This window comes from Aromatoleum diolicum, assembly GCF_012910955.1.
Classification (GTDB): domain Bacteria; phylum Pseudomonadota; class Gammaproteobacteria; order Burkholderiales; family Rhodocyclaceae; genus Aromatoleum; species Aromatoleum diolicum.
The window spans coordinates 1-16982 of record NZ_WTVQ01000052.1 but is presented as its reverse complement, the minus strand read 5'-3'; the positions used below and the strand labels follow the sequence as shown (position 1 = coordinate 16982).

Genomic DNA, 16982 nt, shown 5'->3' with positions numbered 1-16982 from the left:
CATTACGGATTCAATAAGAGAGACGCGATGTACCGATACGACGCCTATGACCAGAAACTCGTGGATGAGCGCGTGGCGCAATTCCGCGACCAGATGCGCCGCCACCTTGCCGGCGAGCTGAGCGACGACGAGTTCCGTCCCGTACGCCTGCAGAACGGCCTGTACATCCAACGCCACGCGCCGATGTTCCGGATCTCCATCCCCTACGGCCACCTCGCCAGCCGCCAGCTGCGCAAGCTCGCCGACCTCGCGCGCACCTACGACAAGGGCTACGTGCATTTCACGACACGCCAGAACGTCCAGTTCAACTGGTCGCCACTGGAAGTGATTCCCGAGATGTGCGCCGAACTGGCGAAGGTCGAGATGCATTCGATCCAGACCTCCGGCAACTGCATCCGCAACTTCACCTCCGACCCCTTCGCCGGCGTCGCCGGCGACGAGCTCATCGACCCGCGCCCGTGGGCCGAGATCCTGCGCCAGTGGGCGACCTTCCACCCGGAATTCGCCTATCTGCCGCGCAAGTTCAAGATTGCCGTGAATGGCGCGAAGGAAGACCGCGCCGTGATCCAGGTGCACGACATCGGCCTCGACCTGAAGAAGAACGAAACGGGCGAGATCGGTTTCCGCGTGCTCGTCGGCGGCGGCCTGGGCCGCACCCCGATCATCGGCCGCGAGATCGAAGCCTTCGTACCGTGGCAGCACATCATCACGTACTGCGAAGCCATCCTGCGCGTGTACAACCGCTATGGCCGCCGCGACAACAGCTTCAAGGCGCGCATCAAGATCCTCGTCAGCGCGCTGGGTATCGAGGAATTCCGCTGGCAGGTCCGCGAGGAGTGGGCACACGTTAAGGACGGCCCGAACACGCTGACCGTCGAGGAAGTGCACCGTGTCGCCGACTTCTTCGACGACCCGGCCTACGAAAACCTGCCGGTCGACGACGTCGCCTACCACCACCACATCGCCGAAGACCTGGCCTTCGCCTCGTGGGTGAAGCGCAACGTGCGGGCGCACAAGAAACCCGGGTACGCCTCGGTCACGCTATCGCTGAAGAAGCCCGGCGTCGCCCCCGGCGACATCACGTCCGACCAGCTGGACCTCGTTGCCGACTGGGCAGACCGCTTCAGCTTCGGCGAAGCGCGCGTCACGCACGAGCAGAACCTCGTGCTCGCCGACGTCAAGAAGTCGGAGCTCTATACGCTGTGGCAACTCGCACGCAAGGCCGGCCTCGCGACGCCGAACATCGGCCTGTTGACCGACATCATCTGCTGCCCGGGCGGCGACTTCTGCTCGCTCGCTAACGCGAAGTCGATCCCGATCGCCGCCGCGATCCAGGAGCGCTTCGACGACCTCGACTACCTGCACGACGTCGGCAACATCGAGATCAACATCTCGGGCTGCATGAACGCCTGCGGCCACCACCACGTCGGCAACATCGGCATCCTCGGCGTCGATAAGAACGGGGAAGAGTGGTACCAGGTCACGATCGGCGGCAGCCAGGGCAATGACGCCGCGATCGGCAAGGTCATCGGCCCGTCGGTTGCACGCGCCGACATGCCCGACGTGATCGCTAGCCTCATCGAAACATACATCGACGAACGCCACGAAGACGAACTCTTCATCGACACCGTGCGCCGCATCGGCCTCGAGCCGTTCAAGACGCGCGTGTACGCCGATCGTCAGACCCACAGGAAGGTCGCGAATGTCTAAATCCATCAAGAATGGCCGTATCGTCAACGACGACTGGCAGATCCTCACCGTGGCCGAAGGCGAAGACGCGGCCGGCATCAGCATTCCCGCCGGCCGAGTGATCGTGCCGCTGGCCGCCTGGCTCTCGCGCCGCGACGAACTCGCCGCGCGCGGCGACGTCGGCGTGTGGTTCGCCAGCCACGAAGGCCCGGAAGCGCTCGAAGCAGACATCGGCCGCGTCGCCGTGATCGCCGTGAATTTCCCCAAGTTCGTCGACGGCCGCGGCTACTCGACGGCGGCCCTGCTGCGCACCCGCTACGGCTACTCGGGCCAGCTCATCGCCTTCGGCGACGTGCTGCGCGACCAGTTCAACTACCTGATGCGTTGCGGCTTCGACACGCTGCGGCCGCGCGAAGGCAGGTACGACGACGCGCAACTCGACGCCGCGCTAACGAGCCTCGCCGACTTCACCGAGCCCTATCAGGCCTCGGTCGTCCACCCCCAGCCACTGTTCCGCCGCGTCGCGCGTGCGGGGGTACAGGTGAAGGCATGAGCGGCGCCGTCAGCATGCTGCGCCCGGCCGCCAAAAACCCGGCCATCCACCCCGCGCTCACCGAGCCGCTGGTCGAGACCGTCAGCACGAAGACCGACGCTGCCCTCGATCTGCTGCGTGCGGCGGTTGCCGAATTCGGCGCAGCCGGCGAAATCACCTTCGCGAACAGCTTCGGCGCCGAGGACATGGTGCTGACCGACCTGATCCTGCGCGAGAAGCTGGCGATCGAGATCTTCTCGCTCGACACCGGGCGGCTCCCCGCCGAAACCTACACCCTGATGGGCGAGGTCGAACAACACTACGGCACGCGCCTGAAGGTGTTCTTCCCGAAGTCCGACGCGGTCGAAACCTACGTGCGCACGCACGGCATCAACGCCTTCTACGAGTCGGTCGAAATGCGCAAGGCCTGCTGCCACATGCGCAAGGTCGAGCCCCTGCAACGCGCCCTCGCCGGCAAGAAGGCGTGGATCACTGGCCTGCGCGCCGCGCAATCGGCGACCCGCACGGGCCTGCCGACACGCGAGTTCGACCAGGGCAACGGGCTGCTGAAGTTCAACCCGCTGTCGGACTGGAGCGAAACCGAGGTGTGGGCCTACATCCGCATGCATGAAGTGCCGCACAACGCGCTGCACGACCAGTTCTACCCCAGCATCGGCTGCGCCCCGTGCACACGCCCGATTGCCGTCGGCGAGGATGTCCGCGCCGGACGCTGGTGGTGGGAAGACCCCGCACTGAAGGAATGCGGGCTGCACCTCAAGAAGGGCTGAACCATGAACACCGCGAATCCGGCAGGCGCACGCAACACCCCCGAAGGACACTTTCCGCGTCCCGGCCTGCGCCGTCGCCTCGCGGCCCTGTATGCCGGCTTCAATGCCGCCCTGCGCGCGCTGCGCGCATCGAATACCCCACGCTAAGAAATCGACATGTCTACGCTGACGCGACAAACCCTGACCCACCTCGACTGGCTCGAAGCCGAGGCGATCCACATCCTGCGCGAAGTCGCCGGGCAGTGCGCGAACCCGGTGCTGCTGTTCTCCGGCGGCAAGGATTCGATCTGCCTGCTGCGTCTGGCCGAGAAGGCCTTCCGCCCGGGCCGTTTCCCGTTCCCGCTGATGCACATCGACACCGGCCACAACTACAAGGAAGTGACCGATTTCCGCGACAAGCGCGCCGCCGAGCTGGGCGAGCGCCTGATCGTGCGCTCGGTCGAGGATTCGATGGCGCGCGGCACCGTGGTGCTGAAGTCGGCCGACGAGTCGCGCAACAAGCACCAGTCGGTGACGCTGCTCGAGGCAATCGAGGAGTTCGGTTTCGACGCCTGCATCGGCGGTGCGCGACGCGACGAGGAGAAGGCGCGCGCGAAGGAGCGGATCATGAGTTTCCGTGACGAGTTCGGCCAGTGGGATCCGAAGAACCAGCGCCCCGAGTTGTGGAACCTGTTCAACGCACGCAGCCACAAGGGCGAGAACATCCGTGCCTTCCCGATCAGCAACTGGACCGAACTGGACGTGTGGCAGTACATCGAGCGCGAGCAGCTCGAATTGCCGAGCATCTATTTCGCCCACACCCGCCCGGTAGTGCGCAAGAACGGCCTGCTGCAGCCGGTCACCGACCTGACGCCGGCGAAGCCCGGCGACGTCATCGAGAACGTGCTCGTGCGCTTCCGCACCGTCGGCGACATCACCTGCACGGCGCCCGTGGAGTCCGATGCCGATACGGTCGAGAAGATCCTGCTCGAGACCGCGACGACGACGATCACCGAGCGCGGCGCGACGCGCATGGACGACCAGACCTCGGAAGCGTCGATGGAGCAGCGGAAGAAGGAAGGGTATTTCTGAAGCTTGGTTGGTTTTGCGGGTCTCAAAGTGCGGGGCACTAAGCGAGCGGGGCGGGGAATTTGCTCCGTAGGCTGCGGAACTCGCGGTGCGGCGCGCTTCCGCGCCTGCGCTCAGACAGTCCTCCCACTCCGCAAACACCCCGCCCCACTCTTGCTATGTGCAGGGCTGAGCCGAAAGGCAAAGGCGATTTGAAATGTCCGCCGAACCGACCCGGAACGTAGCCGGGGACGTGCGGGGTATTCGCGGCGCGGCGAGGACTGTCTGAGCGGACAGCGCGGAAGCGCGCTGTACCGCGAGTTCCGCAGCCCGCAGAGCGGATACCCTGCACGGCCCCGGCGGCTTAGCAGCACGACGCACTGAACGAACAGTAGCAAACAAAATTCTCGCAAGCTTGAAGGAAAGAAAACCATGTCCGCCCTCGAAAACCTGCCCGACACCGACCACGGCCTGCTGCGCTTCCTGACCTGCGGCAGCGTCGACGACGGCAAGAGCACCCTGATCGGCCGCCTGCTGTTCGACACCAAGACCATCCTCGCCGACACCCTCAACGCCATCGAGAAGACCTCCGCCAAGCGCGGCATGAGCGCCGTCGACCTGTCGCTGCTCACCGACGGCCTGCAGGCCGAGCGCGAACAAGGCATCACCATCGACGTCGCCTATCGTTACTTCTCCACCGGCACGCGCAAATACATCATCGCCGACGCCCCGGGGCACGAACAGTACACCCGCAACATGGTGACCGCCGCCTCCACCGCCAACCTCGCCATCATCCTCATCGATGCGCGCAAGGGCGTGCTTACCCAGACCCGGCGCCACTCCTACCTCGCCAGCCTGGTCGGCATCCCGCACCTGCTCGTCGCGGTGAACAAGCTGGACCTCGTCGATTACGACCAGGCCGTGTTCGACCGCATCAAGGCCGACTACCTCGCCTTCGCCGCCAAACTCGGCATCAAGGACGTCCGCTTCATCCCGCTCTCCGCCCTCAACGGCGACATGATCGTCGACCGCGGCGAACGCCTCGACTGGTACGACGGCCCCACCCTGCTCGAGATCCTCGAAACCGTGCCCGCCGCGCACACCGAACAGGCCGAGGACTTCCGCTTCCCGGTGCAGTTCGTGTGCCGCCCCCAGGACTCCGCCAACCCCGAACTGCACGACTACCGCGGCTTCATGGGCCGCGTCGAATCCGGCGATATCGCCGTCGGCGACGCCGTCACCGTGCTGCCGTCGGGACGCACCAGCACCGTCAAGGACATCCAGATCGGCGGCGCGAGCCGGACGACCGCGATCCACGAACAATCCGTCGCCCTGCTGCTCGCCGACGAAATCGACATCTCGCGCGGCGACATGATCGTCAAGAGCGCCGAACAGCCCGAGGCCCTCAAGCAGATCGACGCCACCCTGTGCTGGCTCTCCGAGACGCCGCTGTCGCCCGCGCGCACCTACCTGCTGCGCCACACCACGCGCGAAGTGAAAGCCAAGGTGGCGAAGATCGACTACCGGCTCGACGTGAACACCCTCGAGCACGAGGCTGTCACCACCCTCGCGATGAACGATATCGCCCGCCTCACGCTCAAACTTGCACAGCCTGTGTTCGCCGACCCCTACGCTGAAAATCGTGCCACCGGCGCCTTCATCATCATCGACGAGAGCACCAACAACACGGTCGGCGCCGGCATGATCGGCTGAACGCAGGCACCCGAAACCCAGCACCGGCGCACATTCGGACCACACCCCAGACCTCTGCGCGAAGTCCGGGGTGCGACGTCTTACCCATCAACGCCCGGTGTGTGGGAAAATCGCGGCTGCCGATCTCATTGCTGCCCGGCACAGCAACGCAATATAGAAGACGCAAATGAAATGTCTCGATGATTTCCGCCTGCGGTTCGGGAGCAGGGAATACGTGCCGATCATGATTGGCGGGATGGGCGTGGACATCTCGACCGCCGACCTGTCGCTGGAAGCCGCGCGCCTTGGGGGCATCGGGCACATCTCCGACGCGATGGTCCCGACCGTCAGCGACCGTCGCTACGACACCAAGTACGTGCGCGACAAGCTCAAGTTGTACAAGTACAACGTCGCCAACACCAACAAGTCCGAAGTGCAGTTCGACCTCGGCCTGCTCGCCGAAGCCACCGAAACCCACGTGCGCCGCACGATGGAACGCAAGCGCGGCGACGGGCTGATCTTCATCAACTGCATGGAAAAGCTGACGATGAACGGGCCCAAGGACACGCTGCGCGTGCGCCTGCGGTCCGCGATGGACGCCGGCATCGACGGCATCACGCTCGCCGCCGGCCTGCACCTGGGCTCCTTTGCGCTGATCGAGGACCATCCCCGCTTCCGCGACGTCAAGCTCGGCATCATCGTCTCGTCGCTGCGCGCGCTACAGCTGTTCCTGCGCAAATCCGCGCGCACCAACCGCCTGCCCGACTACGTCGTCGTCGAAGGCCCGCTCGCCGGCGGCCACCTCGGTTTCGGCATGGACTGGGCGAAATACGACCTGCACGCGATCGTCGCCGAGATCCAGGAATACCTGAAGGCAGAAAAGCTCGACATCCCGCTGATTCCCGCCGGCGGCATCTTCACCGGCAGCGACGCAGTGTCCTTCCTCGAAGGCGGCTCGGCCGCCGTGCAGGTCGCGACGCGCTTCACCGTCTCGCACGAGTGCGGCCTGCCGCCCGACGTGCAGCAGCATTATTTCGCGGCCCACGAAGAAGACATCGAGGTGAACAACATCTCGCCCACCGGCTACCCGATGCGCATGCTCAAGAGCAGCCCCGCGATCGGCTCCGGCATCCGCCCGAACTGCGAAGCTTACGGCTACCTGCTCGACGGCAACGGCAACTGCGCCTATATCACTGCCTTCAACCGCGAACTGGAAGCACATCCGAACGCAAAGCGGCTCAAGGTGATGGAAAAGACCTGCCTGTGCACGCACATGCGCAACTTCGACTGCTGGACCTGCGGCCACTACACCTACCGGCTCAAGGACACCACGCACCTGCGCACCGATGGCACCTACCAGATCCTCAGCGCGGAACACATCTTCCACGACTACCAGTACAGCAAGGACAACAAGATCGCGCTGCCGGCTGTGGAAGCATTCGAACCGGCGAAATCCGCCTGAGCTCCGCCAGCGCCAGCTGGCTTGCCTGAACACCGGGGCGTTCCCGCCACACACAGGCGGCAACGCCCCGTTTCTATTCCGATCGCACGCTTCGATCCGCCCCTGCCACGACTCCCTTGGCCCGTTCCCGACACGCTGAACGGGAACGCAAGCGGGCGCCACACACTCATACGCTCGGATGCTTCATGCATGCCGCCTGCAGAACGCGCCAAAGGGCGCAAGGAATGCGTATGCGCAGGACGATATGGGCGCTGATTGCGCTCGCATTGGTGATCGCGGGTTTTCTGTTGCTTGCCAACCCGGCCGCGGCAGCGCCGAGCGGCGGCCGGGTAATGGTGTTGCGCGTCGATGGCGTGATCGGTCCAGCCACTGCCGATTTCATCGCACGGCAGCTCGCGCGTGCGGCCGCAGACCACGCCGGGGTGGTAGTGATCGAGATGGACACGCCGGGAGGCCTGGATACCTCGATGCGCACCATCATCAAGGACATCCTTTCCTCGCCCGTTCCGGTCGTCACCTACGTCAGCCCGGAGGGCTCACGCGCAGCGAGCGCCGGCACCTACATCCTGTATGCAAGCCACGTCGCAGCGATGGCACCGGCCACCAACCTGGGCGCCGCCACCCCGGTCGCAATCGGCCTACCCGGCACACGCAAACCGGCCGCAGAACCTGACGACGACGCGGGCGACAAGCCAAAACCGCAAGATGGCAAAGACACCGGCGGGAACACCCAGTCGGGCAAGGCTGGCGGCGGTGCGACCCGCAGCGGCGACGACATGATGGACAAGGCGCGTAACGATGCCGCCGCCTACCTGCGCAGCCTTGCGCAATTGCGCGGCCGCAATGGCGATTTCGCCGAGCGGGCGGTACGGGAGGCCGCCAGCCTGTCATCGGACGAGGCCCTCGCGGCGGGCGTGATCGACCTGATCGCCAAGGATCTGCCCGACCTGATCAAACAGCTCGACGGCCGCCCCGTGAAGCTCGACAGCGGCGCGACACGTCGTCTCGCGACTGCCGCCGCAGAAATCGAGCGAATCACACCCGACTGGCGCAACCGCCTGCTGTCCATTATCTCCAACCCGCAACTGGCGTTGGTACTGATGATGATCGGCATCTACGGACTGTTCTTCGAATTCACCAGCCCCGGCTTCGGCGTTCCCGGTGTCGCCGGACTGATCTGCCTGCTGGTTGCGATGTATGCGTTTCAGCTACTGCCGGTCAATTGGGCGGGAGTGGCGCTCGTGGCGCTCGGCGCAATCCTGATGGTCGCCGAGGTCTTCCTGCCCAGTTTCGGCGCCCTTGGCGTCGGCGGCATCATCGCCTTCGTGGTCGGCGGCCTGTTCCTGATGGATACCGAGGCCCCCGGCTTCGGTATCCCGCTGGCGTTCCTGATCGGACTCGGTGTCGTCAGCGCGGCGCTGATCATGGCGGTCGGCGGGTTTGCCGCACGCACACGCAAACGCCCGCTGGTCAGCGGCATTGAACAACTGGTCGGAGCCATCGGTACGATCAGCGCAGTCACCCCGCAAGGCGCCTGGGCCGCATTGTGCGGCGAATCCTGGCATGTGCACTGCGACGCGCGGCTCGCGCCCGGTGACCGGGTGCGCGTCACCGCCGTCGTCGGCCTGACACTGCAGGTCGAACGCCTCGACGCGAACGAACGCAACACCACAACAGGGAGCTCACCATGATCTTCGACTTCAACCTCGGGCTGGGAACGGTCCTGCTCGTCCTGATCGCGCTCCTCGTCAGCACCTTCCGGATCCTGCGCGAATACGAGCGCGGCGTGGTCTTCATGCTCGGACGCTTCTGGAAGGTCAAGGGTCCGGGCCTGATCATGGTGCTACCGGGCATTCAGCAGATGGTGAAGGTCGACCTGCGCGTGGTCACGATGGACGTCCCCAGCCAGGACGTGATCTCGCGCGACAACGTCTCGGTGAAGGTCAACGCGATCGTGTTCTTCCGCGTCGTCGATCCGCAGAAGGCGATCATCCAGGTGGAAAACTATTTCGTTGCCACCAGCCAGCTCGCGCAGACGACGCTGCGGGCGGTGCTCGGCAAGCATGAACTCGACGAGATGCTCGCCGAACGCGAACGGCTCAACCTCGACATCCAGCAGATTCTCGACGCGCAGACCGATGTATGGGGCATCAAGGTGACAATCGTCGAGATCAAGCACATCGATCTCAACGAGAACATGATCCGTGCGATTGCCCGCCAGGCAGAAGCCGAACGCGAACGTCGGGCCAAGGTGATTCACGCGGAAGGCGAAAGACAGGCCGCCGAAAGTCTGCGACAGGCGGCCGAGACGCTCGCGCGCGAGCCTGCCGCGATGCAGTTGCGCTACCTGCAGACGCTCACCCAGGTCGCCGGCGACAAGTCATCGACGATCGTCTTCCCGGTCCCGGTGGACCTGCTCAAGGGGCTCGTCGCGGGTGTGGCGCCGCCAAAGGGCTGAGGACACGGTAGCCCGCCTGTCGCGCAGCCGCCGGCCGGAGCACTGCACCGGCACTGCGCGGATTTCACTCCCCCGCGAATGCGATCGTCACGCGCTTGTTGCGCTTGCCCTCGGAGCGGATGCGGATCACCTTGAGCGGCCCGACCTCCCCCGTGCGACGCAGGTGCGTGCCGCCACAGGGCTGCAGATCCACGCCGGAAACATGGATCGTGCGCACGCTGCCGTGGCCGCGCGGCGGCTGTACCGACATGGTCTTCACCAATCCGGGATTGGCGTCTAGTTCCGCCTCGCTGATCTCCCCCTGCTCCACCGGCGTATCCGCCTCGATCAGCGCATTGAGCCGCGCCTCGATCTGCGCCGCATCGAGCCTGTCCATCTCGATGTCGAAATCCAGATGCGCCTTGTCCTCAGCCATGCGCCCGCCGCTGACCGGAGCATTCACCACCGCGCACAGCAGGTGCAGTCCGGTATGAAAGCGCATCAGGCGATAACGCCGCGCCCAGTCGATCTCTGCTGTCACCTGCGCACCCTGCGGCGGTGGCACGGCACCATCGGCCAGCACGTGCTCCACCGCCACCCCCTCACCCTTCACCGTATCGACGACAGCCAGGCGGGTCCCATCAGCCAGCACCAGTTCGCCGCGATCTCCAGGCTGGCCGCCACCGGTCGGATAGAACACCGTGCGATCCAGCACCACCCGACTGCCATCGACCGCAAGCACCTGCGCGGTGCAGGAACGGGCATACGCATCATCGCGAAACAGCGCTTCGGTCATGCGAGTCTCCATGCAGATTTCAGGGCAGTGCGATCGCCAGCGCAAGCGGCAGGAAAAGCACCGCGGCGACATTGCCGATCAGTACCATCGACGCCACCGCTTCGGGCTCCTGGTGATAGCGCTCGGCGAAGATGTAATTCAGCACCGCGGGCGGCAGCGCCCCGAACACCAGCAGCAGCGCCCGCTCTTGCGCCGGCAGCGCCACCACCTGCATCACGCCGAGCGCCAGCAACATGCCCATGATCGGGCGCGCGGCCGCGGCATACAGGCCAAGGCCGATGGAGGAGATGCGCGAATCAGTGAGGCGCACCCCCAGCGCAAACAGCATCAGCGGAATTGAAATATCGCCGAGCATCTTGATCGCCAGCATCAGCGGCGGCCACACCTCGACACCGGCGATCCCCACCACCAACCCGGCCAGTGTCGCCAGCACCGAAGGCACCTTCCACACGGTCCAGATCCGGATGCGGTGATCGAGCAACCATGCGCCGAACGAAAAATGCAGCAAGTTCGACACCATGAACATCACCACCGCGGGGGCCAGCGCCGGCTCGCCGAAGGCCAGCACCGCCAGCGGCAGGCCCAGGTTGCCGCAGTTGTTGAACATCATCGGCGGCACGAAGGTCTTCGGTGCGATCCGCGAAAGGTGCGCCAGCGCGAGCCCGACCAAGCCCGAACCGATCACCACCACCAGCGTCGCCACGGTCAGCGCGCCGAAGTCGGCAATGCGGAATTCCTTGTTCGCCAGTGCCCCGAACACCAGCGCCGGCACGAACACATCCATGTTCAGCTTGTTCGCATGCGATAGATCGGGCCGCATGCGCTTGCCGACGAAATAACCCAGCGCAGTCAGCGAGAACAGCGGAAACAAGATCGATACGATACGGAGGAGCATGAGGCGCAAGCCGGTTCACGGGTGAATCGAAATCCGCCGACGGCGACGGAAGAAAAAAGGCCCGTCAGAACGGGCCCGACCCTGGTCCACGCAGCGAGTCAGAATCGCGCACCGAGCACCAGCTGGTGCAGGTCGAAACCATCGTTGGGGTTCTTGATATCGCCATTCGAATAATGCGAGTAACGCCACCCGGCCGAAAACCTCCGGGCGAATTCCACCCCCAGACCGGCATGCTGGGAAAACTGGAAAGCGGTGGAAAACTCCTTGGGACCGAGCGAGGTACGGGTGAACAGCGCCCCGCCGAACCCCAGCTCCGCGTATGGCTGCACGCTCCCCTGCCCGCGGACAAGCCGCAACATGCCGACAACCCCGCCCTGGTCCAAGGTATCCGCCCTGTGGCTGGACCCGTTGTAGCGGAAACGGCTCAGCTCGAACTCGGGATGCAGGCCGGCATGCCATGCCCCCCAGTCACGCTCCCACACCGGCCCGAGGCGCACGCTGGCGCCGCTGCGGTCATAATTATCATGCTCGCCGTGAAACACGGTCACCGCCACGTCGGCTGCCGAAGCGGCGCCTGCGGCAAGTGCGGCCGCCGTCAACAGGACACAGGACTTCACGCTCCACCTCACAGGACGTACCGCGCGAGATCCTCGCGCTGGGCAAGCATTTCAAGTCGCGCATCGACATAGGCCGCATCCACCAGCACCTTGTCTATGCCAATCTTGCCGGCGTCGAACGAAACTTCCTCGAGCAGTTTTTCCATCACCGTGTACAGGCGACGGGCACCGATGTTTTCGGTTTTCTCATTCACCTGGAAGGCAATCTCGGCAAGACGGCGAATGCCGGCATCAACGAATTCCACCGTCACGCCATCGGTCGCGAGCAAGGCCTGGTACTGACGCGTCAGGCAGGCGTCGGTCTGCGTCAGGATGCGCTCGAAATCCTCCACCGACAGGCTTTCCAGTTCCACCCGAATCGGGAAACGTCCCTGCAGCTCCGGAATCAGGTCGCTCGGCTTCGCGAGATGGAACGCGCCGCTGGCGATGAACAGGATGTGATCGGTCTTGATCATCCCGTACTTGGTCGACACCGTCGTTCCTTCTACCAGCGGCAACAAATCGCGCTGCACGCCCTGGCGCGACACGTCGGCGCCATGTACGTCCGAACGCGCTGCGATCTTGTCGATTTCGTCGAGGAAAACGATGCCATGTTGCTCGACCGAGCGAATCGCCTCGGCTTTCACCTCCTCGTCGTTGATCAATCGCGCTGCCTCCTCGTCGGCCAGCGCCCTGATTGCATCGCCAATCTTCATCTTGCGCAGCTTCTTCTTGCCGCCACCGAGATTCTGGAACATGCCCTGGATCTGCTGGGTCAGCTCCTCCATGCCCGGGGGTGCGAAGATCTCCGCAGTCATCGCCTGCGCAGCGACCTCGATCTCGATTTCCTTGTCGTCGAGTTCGCCCTCGCGCAGCTTCTTGCGGAATTTCTGACGCGTCGCGGAATCCTGCGGCTGGGCCTCCTGCTCCATACCGATTCCCCCCAGGCGCGCGGACGGCAACAAGGCATCCAGCACACGATCCTCGGCGGCATCCATGCCGCGGTCGCGCACGCTCTTCATCGCCCGTTCGCGACCGTCCTTGATCGCGATCTCCGCCAGATCGCGGATGATCGTCTCCACATCACGGCCGACATAACCCACTTCAGTGAACTTCGTCGCCTCGATCTTGATGAACGGCGCATTCGCCAGGCGCGCCAGCCGGCGCGCAATCTCGGTCTTGCCGACCCCGGTCGGACCGATCATCAGGATGTTCTTGGGCGTGATCTCGCTGCGCAGCGGCTCCTCCACCTGCGCACGCCGCCAGCGGTTGCGCAGCGCGATCGCCACGGCTTTCTTCGCCTTGCTCTGGCCGACAATGTGTTTGTCGAGTTCGGAGACAATCTCCGGCGGCGTCATCTGGGTCATGCCTCAAGCACCTCGATCACATGGCTCTGATTGGTATAAATACAAAGATCGCCGGCAATCTGCAGCGATTTCCGCACGATCTCTTCCGGTGGCAGATCGGTGTTCTCGAGCAGCGCGCGCGCCGCCGACTGCGCATAGGCCCCGCCACTGCCGATCGCGACGATGCCCAGTTCCGGCTCCAGCACGTCGCCATTGCCGGTGATCACCAGCGAATTGTCGCGGTCGGCAACCGCCAGCATCGCTTCCAGCCGGCGCAACACACGATCGGTACGCCAGTCCTTGGCCAGTTCGACCGCCGCGCGCAGCAGATTGCCCTGATGCTTCTCGAGCTTTGCCTCGAAGCGCTCGATCAGGGTGAACGCATCGGCCGTTCCGCCCGCAAATCCGGCGAGGATCTGTCCCTGGTAAATGCGCCGCACCTTGCGTGCGGTCGCCTTGATGACGATATTGCCGAGCGTCACCTGACCATCGCCGCCCAGCGCAACGCGATTGCCGCGACGCACCGAGAGAATCGTCGTGCCGTGATACTGTTCCATTGATTTTTCCTCGTGCGGCGCAGGCATTACCCGCAGCGTCAGCCGCGGAGAATCACCTGCGCCACCTGATCGACGCCCATCACCCGCAACAGTGCCGCCACCATGGCGTTCACGTTGCGCAGAACCACCTGTTTACCCTGCGCCTGCAGCGTTGCGAGAATATTGAAGAGCGTACCCGCGCTGACAAAATCGATACGCCGCAGCTGACCACAATCCACGTCCACCTTCTGCAGACCGCTCGCATGCGCAGCCAGCTTGCGGATTTTCTCGACCCCGGTGCTGGTCAGCTCGCCTTCGAGGGTAAATTCATGCGACGGCGCATCCAGGTCAAGCACCACTTCGTGCGTCGCGGTACTCGACGCCAGCTGCTCGGCACGCGGCTCCCAGGATGGCGGAGACTCCTCAAAAGTCACTGCGTATTCGACCGCCAGCTCCTCGAAGCGCTCCTGCTCACCGGTATGCTGCAGCATCTCGAGCAGCAGCAACCACACATCGCGCCCCTCCGCCTTGCCCGGTTGAACCTGCCCGGCGAGCATGTCGACCAGCTGACTGCCATTGAGTAGCGACACCTTGACGCGCTCCGCCGCGAGCTCGCGCAATACGCCGCGAAAGAGTGTGCAACCGGTGCCATCGACCGAGCGCAAACGTCCAAGATCGATGCGGATGGCGCCACTTTTCTTGCCGATGATCGCAATCTGCCCAAATTGCGCCGCAGCCTGCCCCGACAGACTGCCGGACAGATTCACCAGCGGCGCAACGTGCGAACGAGGACGCTCCACTGCGCTCGACAAGTCATGCCACGGTGGTGGCGAGCGTTCGAAGCGCGTCGCATAGTCGAGCACGCGCGTCTCGAAACGCTGGCGCTGCCCGGTAAGCCGGTACAGATCCAGCAACATCATCCACAGGCCCTCGCCAGCCTGCGTTGCCTGAGTGTCCAGCACCGCATTCAGCACGAGCTCGGCCTCACTGTCGCTGCCATTGGCGTACAGTACCGCGGCCTCTTCGTAGACGGCGCCGATACCGGCACTCATCTCCTGCACTTCGACCTGTCCGGCACAATGCGCCAGCGCATGCGTCGGATCGCCGACCGAAAAATCGAGCGTCGACAGCTCGGGCGGCTCCGGGGCCTGCGACGCAGACGCACTCGCTCCGCTGGCCGACGGGGCGGTCGGCGCCGGGTTCGAGGCGGGCTTCTTGCCGAAGAATGGAAGGGCCACGATACAAGCTGTCCGAACGGATACGATGGAAAAAGTGCTGCAGGGTGAAAAAGCATAGCACTTTGGCTCGCGCTCTTGCGCGACTCCGGCCTTCGCGGCCTTGCGACCGGGAGCCCTCCCGCCCCCGAAGACTTTACCTTTTGCAACCTATCCGGTCCCCGGGTATGTAACAGAACGCACCGGAAGGGCTAAAATGCTGCGATGCACACAGCCAGCCCCACCGCAGCGTCCAGCGACAGGGTCATCTTTTCACTGCCGATCCGCGTCTACTACGAAGACACCGATGCCGCCGGCGTCGTGTATTACGCCAATTACCTGCGCTTTTGCGAGCGCGCACGGACCGAATGGTTGCGCTCTGCGGGGTTCGAACAGCAGAGACTGCTGAGCGAACGCCGCATCGCATTCGTTGTCCGTTCGGTCGGCGGCGATTATCTGTCACCCGGATTGCTCGATGATGCGTTACACGTTGCATCGACGATCGAATCGCTGGGCGGCGCCAGCCTGGTCTTCGTGCAGAACGTGATGCGCGGCCCGGAACTGCTGTTCCGGGGACGTTTCGTCATCGCCTGCGTCAATCTCGACAAAAAGCGCCCCACTCCCATCCCCGCCGACATGCGCGCCAAACTGGAAGAACTCGTTCAAGCATGACCGTCTCTCAAGATCTCTCGATCATCAGCCTCATCAGCCAGGCAAGCGTCCTGGTCCAGCTCGTCATGGGCCTGCTCGCCGGCCTGTCACTGGTATCCTGGTACTGGATCTTCCGCAAGTCGTTCCAGATCCGCTCGGCTCGCAACAAGACCAACACCTTCGAACGCGACTTCTGGAGCGGCGGCGATCTCAACTCGCTATTCCAGTCGGCCGCTGCCGCGCGGCATGAAACCGGCGGCATGGAACGCATCTTCGAGTCCGGATATCGCGAATTCACGAAGTTGCGCGGCAAAAGCCACGATCACGCGGCCATCATCGATGGTGCCCGGCGCGCGATGCGCGCGACCTACCAGCGCGAGGTCGATGACCTTGAAGCCCACCTCGCCTTCCTCGCCTCCGTCGGCTCCGTGTCGCCGTACATCGGCCTGCTCGGCACCGTATGGGGCATCATGAACGCCTTCCGCGGGCTGTCCAACGTCAGCTCCGCAACACTGGCGCAGGTCGCCCCGGGCATCGCCGAAGCGCTGGTCGCCACCGCAATCGGCCTGTTCGCCGCGATCCCCGCCGTCGTCGCGTACAACCGCTTCGCGCACGACATCGACCGCATCAGCATCCGTTTCGAGAGCTTCATGGAAGAATTCTCGAACATCCTACAGCGCCAGTTGCGCTAAGCGGCGAGGCCCCGAACCATGCGTCAGCGCCGCCTCATGAACCAGATCAACGTCGTGCCCTACATCGACGTGATGCTGGTCCTGCTCGTCATCTTCATGGTCACCGCGCCGATGATCCAGACCGGCAGCGTCGATCTGCCGACCGTCGGCGGGGTTCCGCAACCCCCGGCCGAAGCCATGCTCGTCGTCGTCAAACAGGACGGCTCGCTGGCGCTCAAGGCCACCAGCGGCGCCAGCGAACAGAGCATGAGCAATAGCGAACTGTTGCGCGAACTGCGCCGCGCTGTCGAACGTAATCCGCTGCAACCTGTCGTGATCGCCGCCGATAAACGCGTTTCCTACGAAAAAGTAATGGATACCCTGAATGGCCTGCGCCAGGCAGGCATCCAGAAAGTCGGTCTGCAGACACAGGCCGGCAGCAGCAGCCGATGAAGGACACGCATCTGGACGTGAAACGCGAACTGCCCGGCAAGTGGGCCTCGCTCGCGCTCACCGTCGCTGTTCACCTGGGCCTGGTTGCCTTTCTGGTGTTCGGCGTCCGCTGGCAAAGCAGTCCGCCTGCGGCAATGCAGGTTGACCTCGTCGCAGCGCCCACGACACGCCCCACCC

18 protein-coding genes and 1 pseudogene are annotated in these 16982 nt (G+C 64.3%); 13 read left to right on the top strand and 6 right to left on the bottom strand.

Going from position 1 to position 16982, the window contains the following annotated elements; all coding sequences use genetic code 11:
* The first annotated feature begins 27 nt into the window (after positions 1-27).
* The 9 genes from GPA25_RS20705 (at position 28) to GPA25_RS20665 (ending at position 9668) form a co-directional block, all read left to right on the top strand.
* Positions 28-1710: a nitrite/sulfite reductase gene (locus tag GPA25_RS20705; protein WP_169262306.1), complete on the top strand. Its 1683-nt coding sequence runs from the start codon at positions 28-30 to the stop codon at positions 1708-1710.
* The gene (locus GPA25_RS20700; protein ID WP_169262305.1) at positions 1703-2242 is read left to right on the top strand and encodes a DUF934 domain-containing protein; all 540 of its coding nucleotides are present in this window, start codon (positions 1703-1705) and stop codon (positions 2240-2242) included. Before GPA25_RS20705 ends, GPA25_RS20700 begins: the two co-directional genes overlap by 8 nt.
* Entirely contained in the window at positions 2239-3009 is a 771-nt protein-coding gene (locus tag GPA25_RS20695; protein ID WP_169262304.1) for a phosphoadenylyl-sulfate reductase, read from the top strand. The genes GPA25_RS20700 and GPA25_RS20695 overlap by 4 nt, the downstream gene beginning before the upstream one ends.
* A 3-nt stretch (positions 3010-3012) precedes the next feature.
* Positions 3013-3156 (top strand): hypothetical protein, encoded by a 144-nt coding sequence (locus GPA25_RS20690; RefSeq protein WP_169262303.1) that lies wholly within the window; start codon positions 3013-3015, stop codon positions 3154-3156.
* 9 nt (positions 3157-3165) lie between these two features.
* Positions 3166-4080, top strand: a complete 915-nt coding sequence (cysD, locus tag GPA25_RS20685; protein WP_169262302.1) for a sulfate adenylyltransferase subunit CysD — start codon at positions 3166-3168, stop codon at positions 4078-4080.
* A 408-nt stretch (positions 4081-4488) separates the two neighbouring features.
* A complete protein-coding gene (cysN, locus tag GPA25_RS20680; protein ID WP_169262301.1) occupies positions 4489-5769 on the top strand; it encodes a sulfate adenylyltransferase subunit CysN in 1281 nt (426 codons plus the stop codon).
* A 166-nt stretch (positions 5770-5935) separates the two neighbouring features.
* Positions 5936-7210: a nitronate monooxygenase gene (locus GPA25_RS20675; protein ID WP_169262300.1), complete on the top strand. Its 1275-nt coding sequence runs from the start codon at positions 5936-5938 to the stop codon at positions 7208-7210.
* A 230-nt stretch (positions 7211-7440) separates the two neighbouring features.
* Positions 7441-8901: an NfeD family protein gene (locus tag GPA25_RS20670; protein ID WP_169262299.1), complete on the top strand. Its 1461-nt coding sequence runs from the start codon at positions 7441-7443 to the stop codon at positions 8899-8901.
* Positions 8898-9668, top strand: a complete 771-nt coding sequence (locus GPA25_RS20665; protein ID WP_169262298.1) for a slipin family protein — start codon at positions 8898-8900, stop codon at positions 9666-9668. Before GPA25_RS20670 ends, GPA25_RS20665 begins: the two co-directional genes overlap by 4 nt.
* Before the next feature lie 64 nt (positions 9669-9732).
* Here GPA25_RS20665 and GPA25_RS20660 read toward each other — a convergent pair whose 3' ends face one another.
* The 6 genes from GPA25_RS20660 to GPA25_RS20635 all read right to left on the bottom strand — a co-directional run bounded on the left by GPA25_RS20660 (position 9733) and on the right by GPA25_RS20635 (position 15054).
* Positions 9733-10443, bottom strand: a complete 711-nt coding sequence (locus GPA25_RS20660) for an alanyl-tRNA editing protein (protein WP_169262297.1) — start codon at positions 10441-10443, stop codon at positions 9733-9735.
* A 19-nt stretch (positions 10444-10462) separates the two neighbouring features.
* Positions 10463-11338: an AEC family transporter gene (locus GPA25_RS20655; protein WP_169262296.1), complete on the bottom strand. Its 876-nt coding sequence runs from the start codon at positions 11336-11338 to the stop codon at positions 10463-10465.
* Positions 11339-11436: 98 nt separating this feature from the next.
* Entirely contained in the window at positions 11437-11955 is a 519-nt protein-coding gene (locus GPA25_RS20650) for an acyloxyacyl hydrolase (RefSeq protein ID WP_169262295.1), read from the bottom strand.
* A gap of 8 nt (positions 11956-11963) precedes the next feature.
* Positions 11964-13301 (bottom strand): ATP-dependent protease ATPase subunit HslU, encoded by a 1338-nt coding sequence (gene hslU / locus GPA25_RS20645; protein ID WP_169262294.1) that lies wholly within the window; start codon positions 13299-13301, stop codon positions 11964-11966.
* The gene (gene hslV / locus GPA25_RS20640; protein WP_169262293.1) at positions 13298-13837 is read right to left on the bottom strand and encodes an ATP-dependent protease subunit HslV; all 540 of its coding nucleotides are present in this window, start codon (positions 13835-13837) and stop codon (positions 13298-13300) included. Before hslV ends, hslU begins: the two co-directional genes overlap by 4 nt.
* Positions 13838-13875: 38 nt before the next feature.
* On the bottom strand, positions 13876-15054 hold the full coding sequence (locus GPA25_RS20635; RefSeq protein WP_169262292.1) for an STAS domain-containing protein: 1179 nt from the start codon (positions 15052-15054) through the stop codon (positions 13876-13878).
* 201 nt (positions 15055-15255) lie between these two features.
* Between GPA25_RS20635 and ybgC the strand changes: the two genes are divergently transcribed.
* The 4 genes and pseudogenes from ybgC to GPA25_RS20615 form a co-directional block, all read left to right on the top strand.
* Positions 15256-15702 carry a tol-pal system-associated acyl-CoA thioesterase gene (ybgC, locus tag GPA25_RS20630; RefSeq protein WP_281357746.1) on the top strand — a complete coding sequence of 149 codons (447 nt, stop codon included), beginning with the start codon at positions 15256-15258 and terminating at the stop codon, positions 15700-15702.
* Complete coding sequence (gene tolQ, locus GPA25_RS20625) at positions 15699-16373, top strand: protein TolQ (protein WP_169262291.1); 675 nt, start codon at positions 15699-15701, stop codon at positions 16371-16373. Before ybgC ends, tolQ begins: the two co-directional genes overlap by 4 nt.
* 18 nt (positions 16374-16391) lie before the next feature.
* The gene (gene tolR / locus GPA25_RS20620) at positions 16392-16805 is read left to right on the top strand and encodes a protein TolR (protein ID WP_169262290.1); all 414 of its coding nucleotides are present in this window, start codon (positions 16392-16394) and stop codon (positions 16803-16805) included.
* Positions 16802-16982, top strand: a pseudogene (locus GPA25_RS20615) (cell envelope integrity protein TolA); the annotation flags it as partial. The gene tolR and the pseudogene GPA25_RS20615, both read left to right, overlap by 4 nt.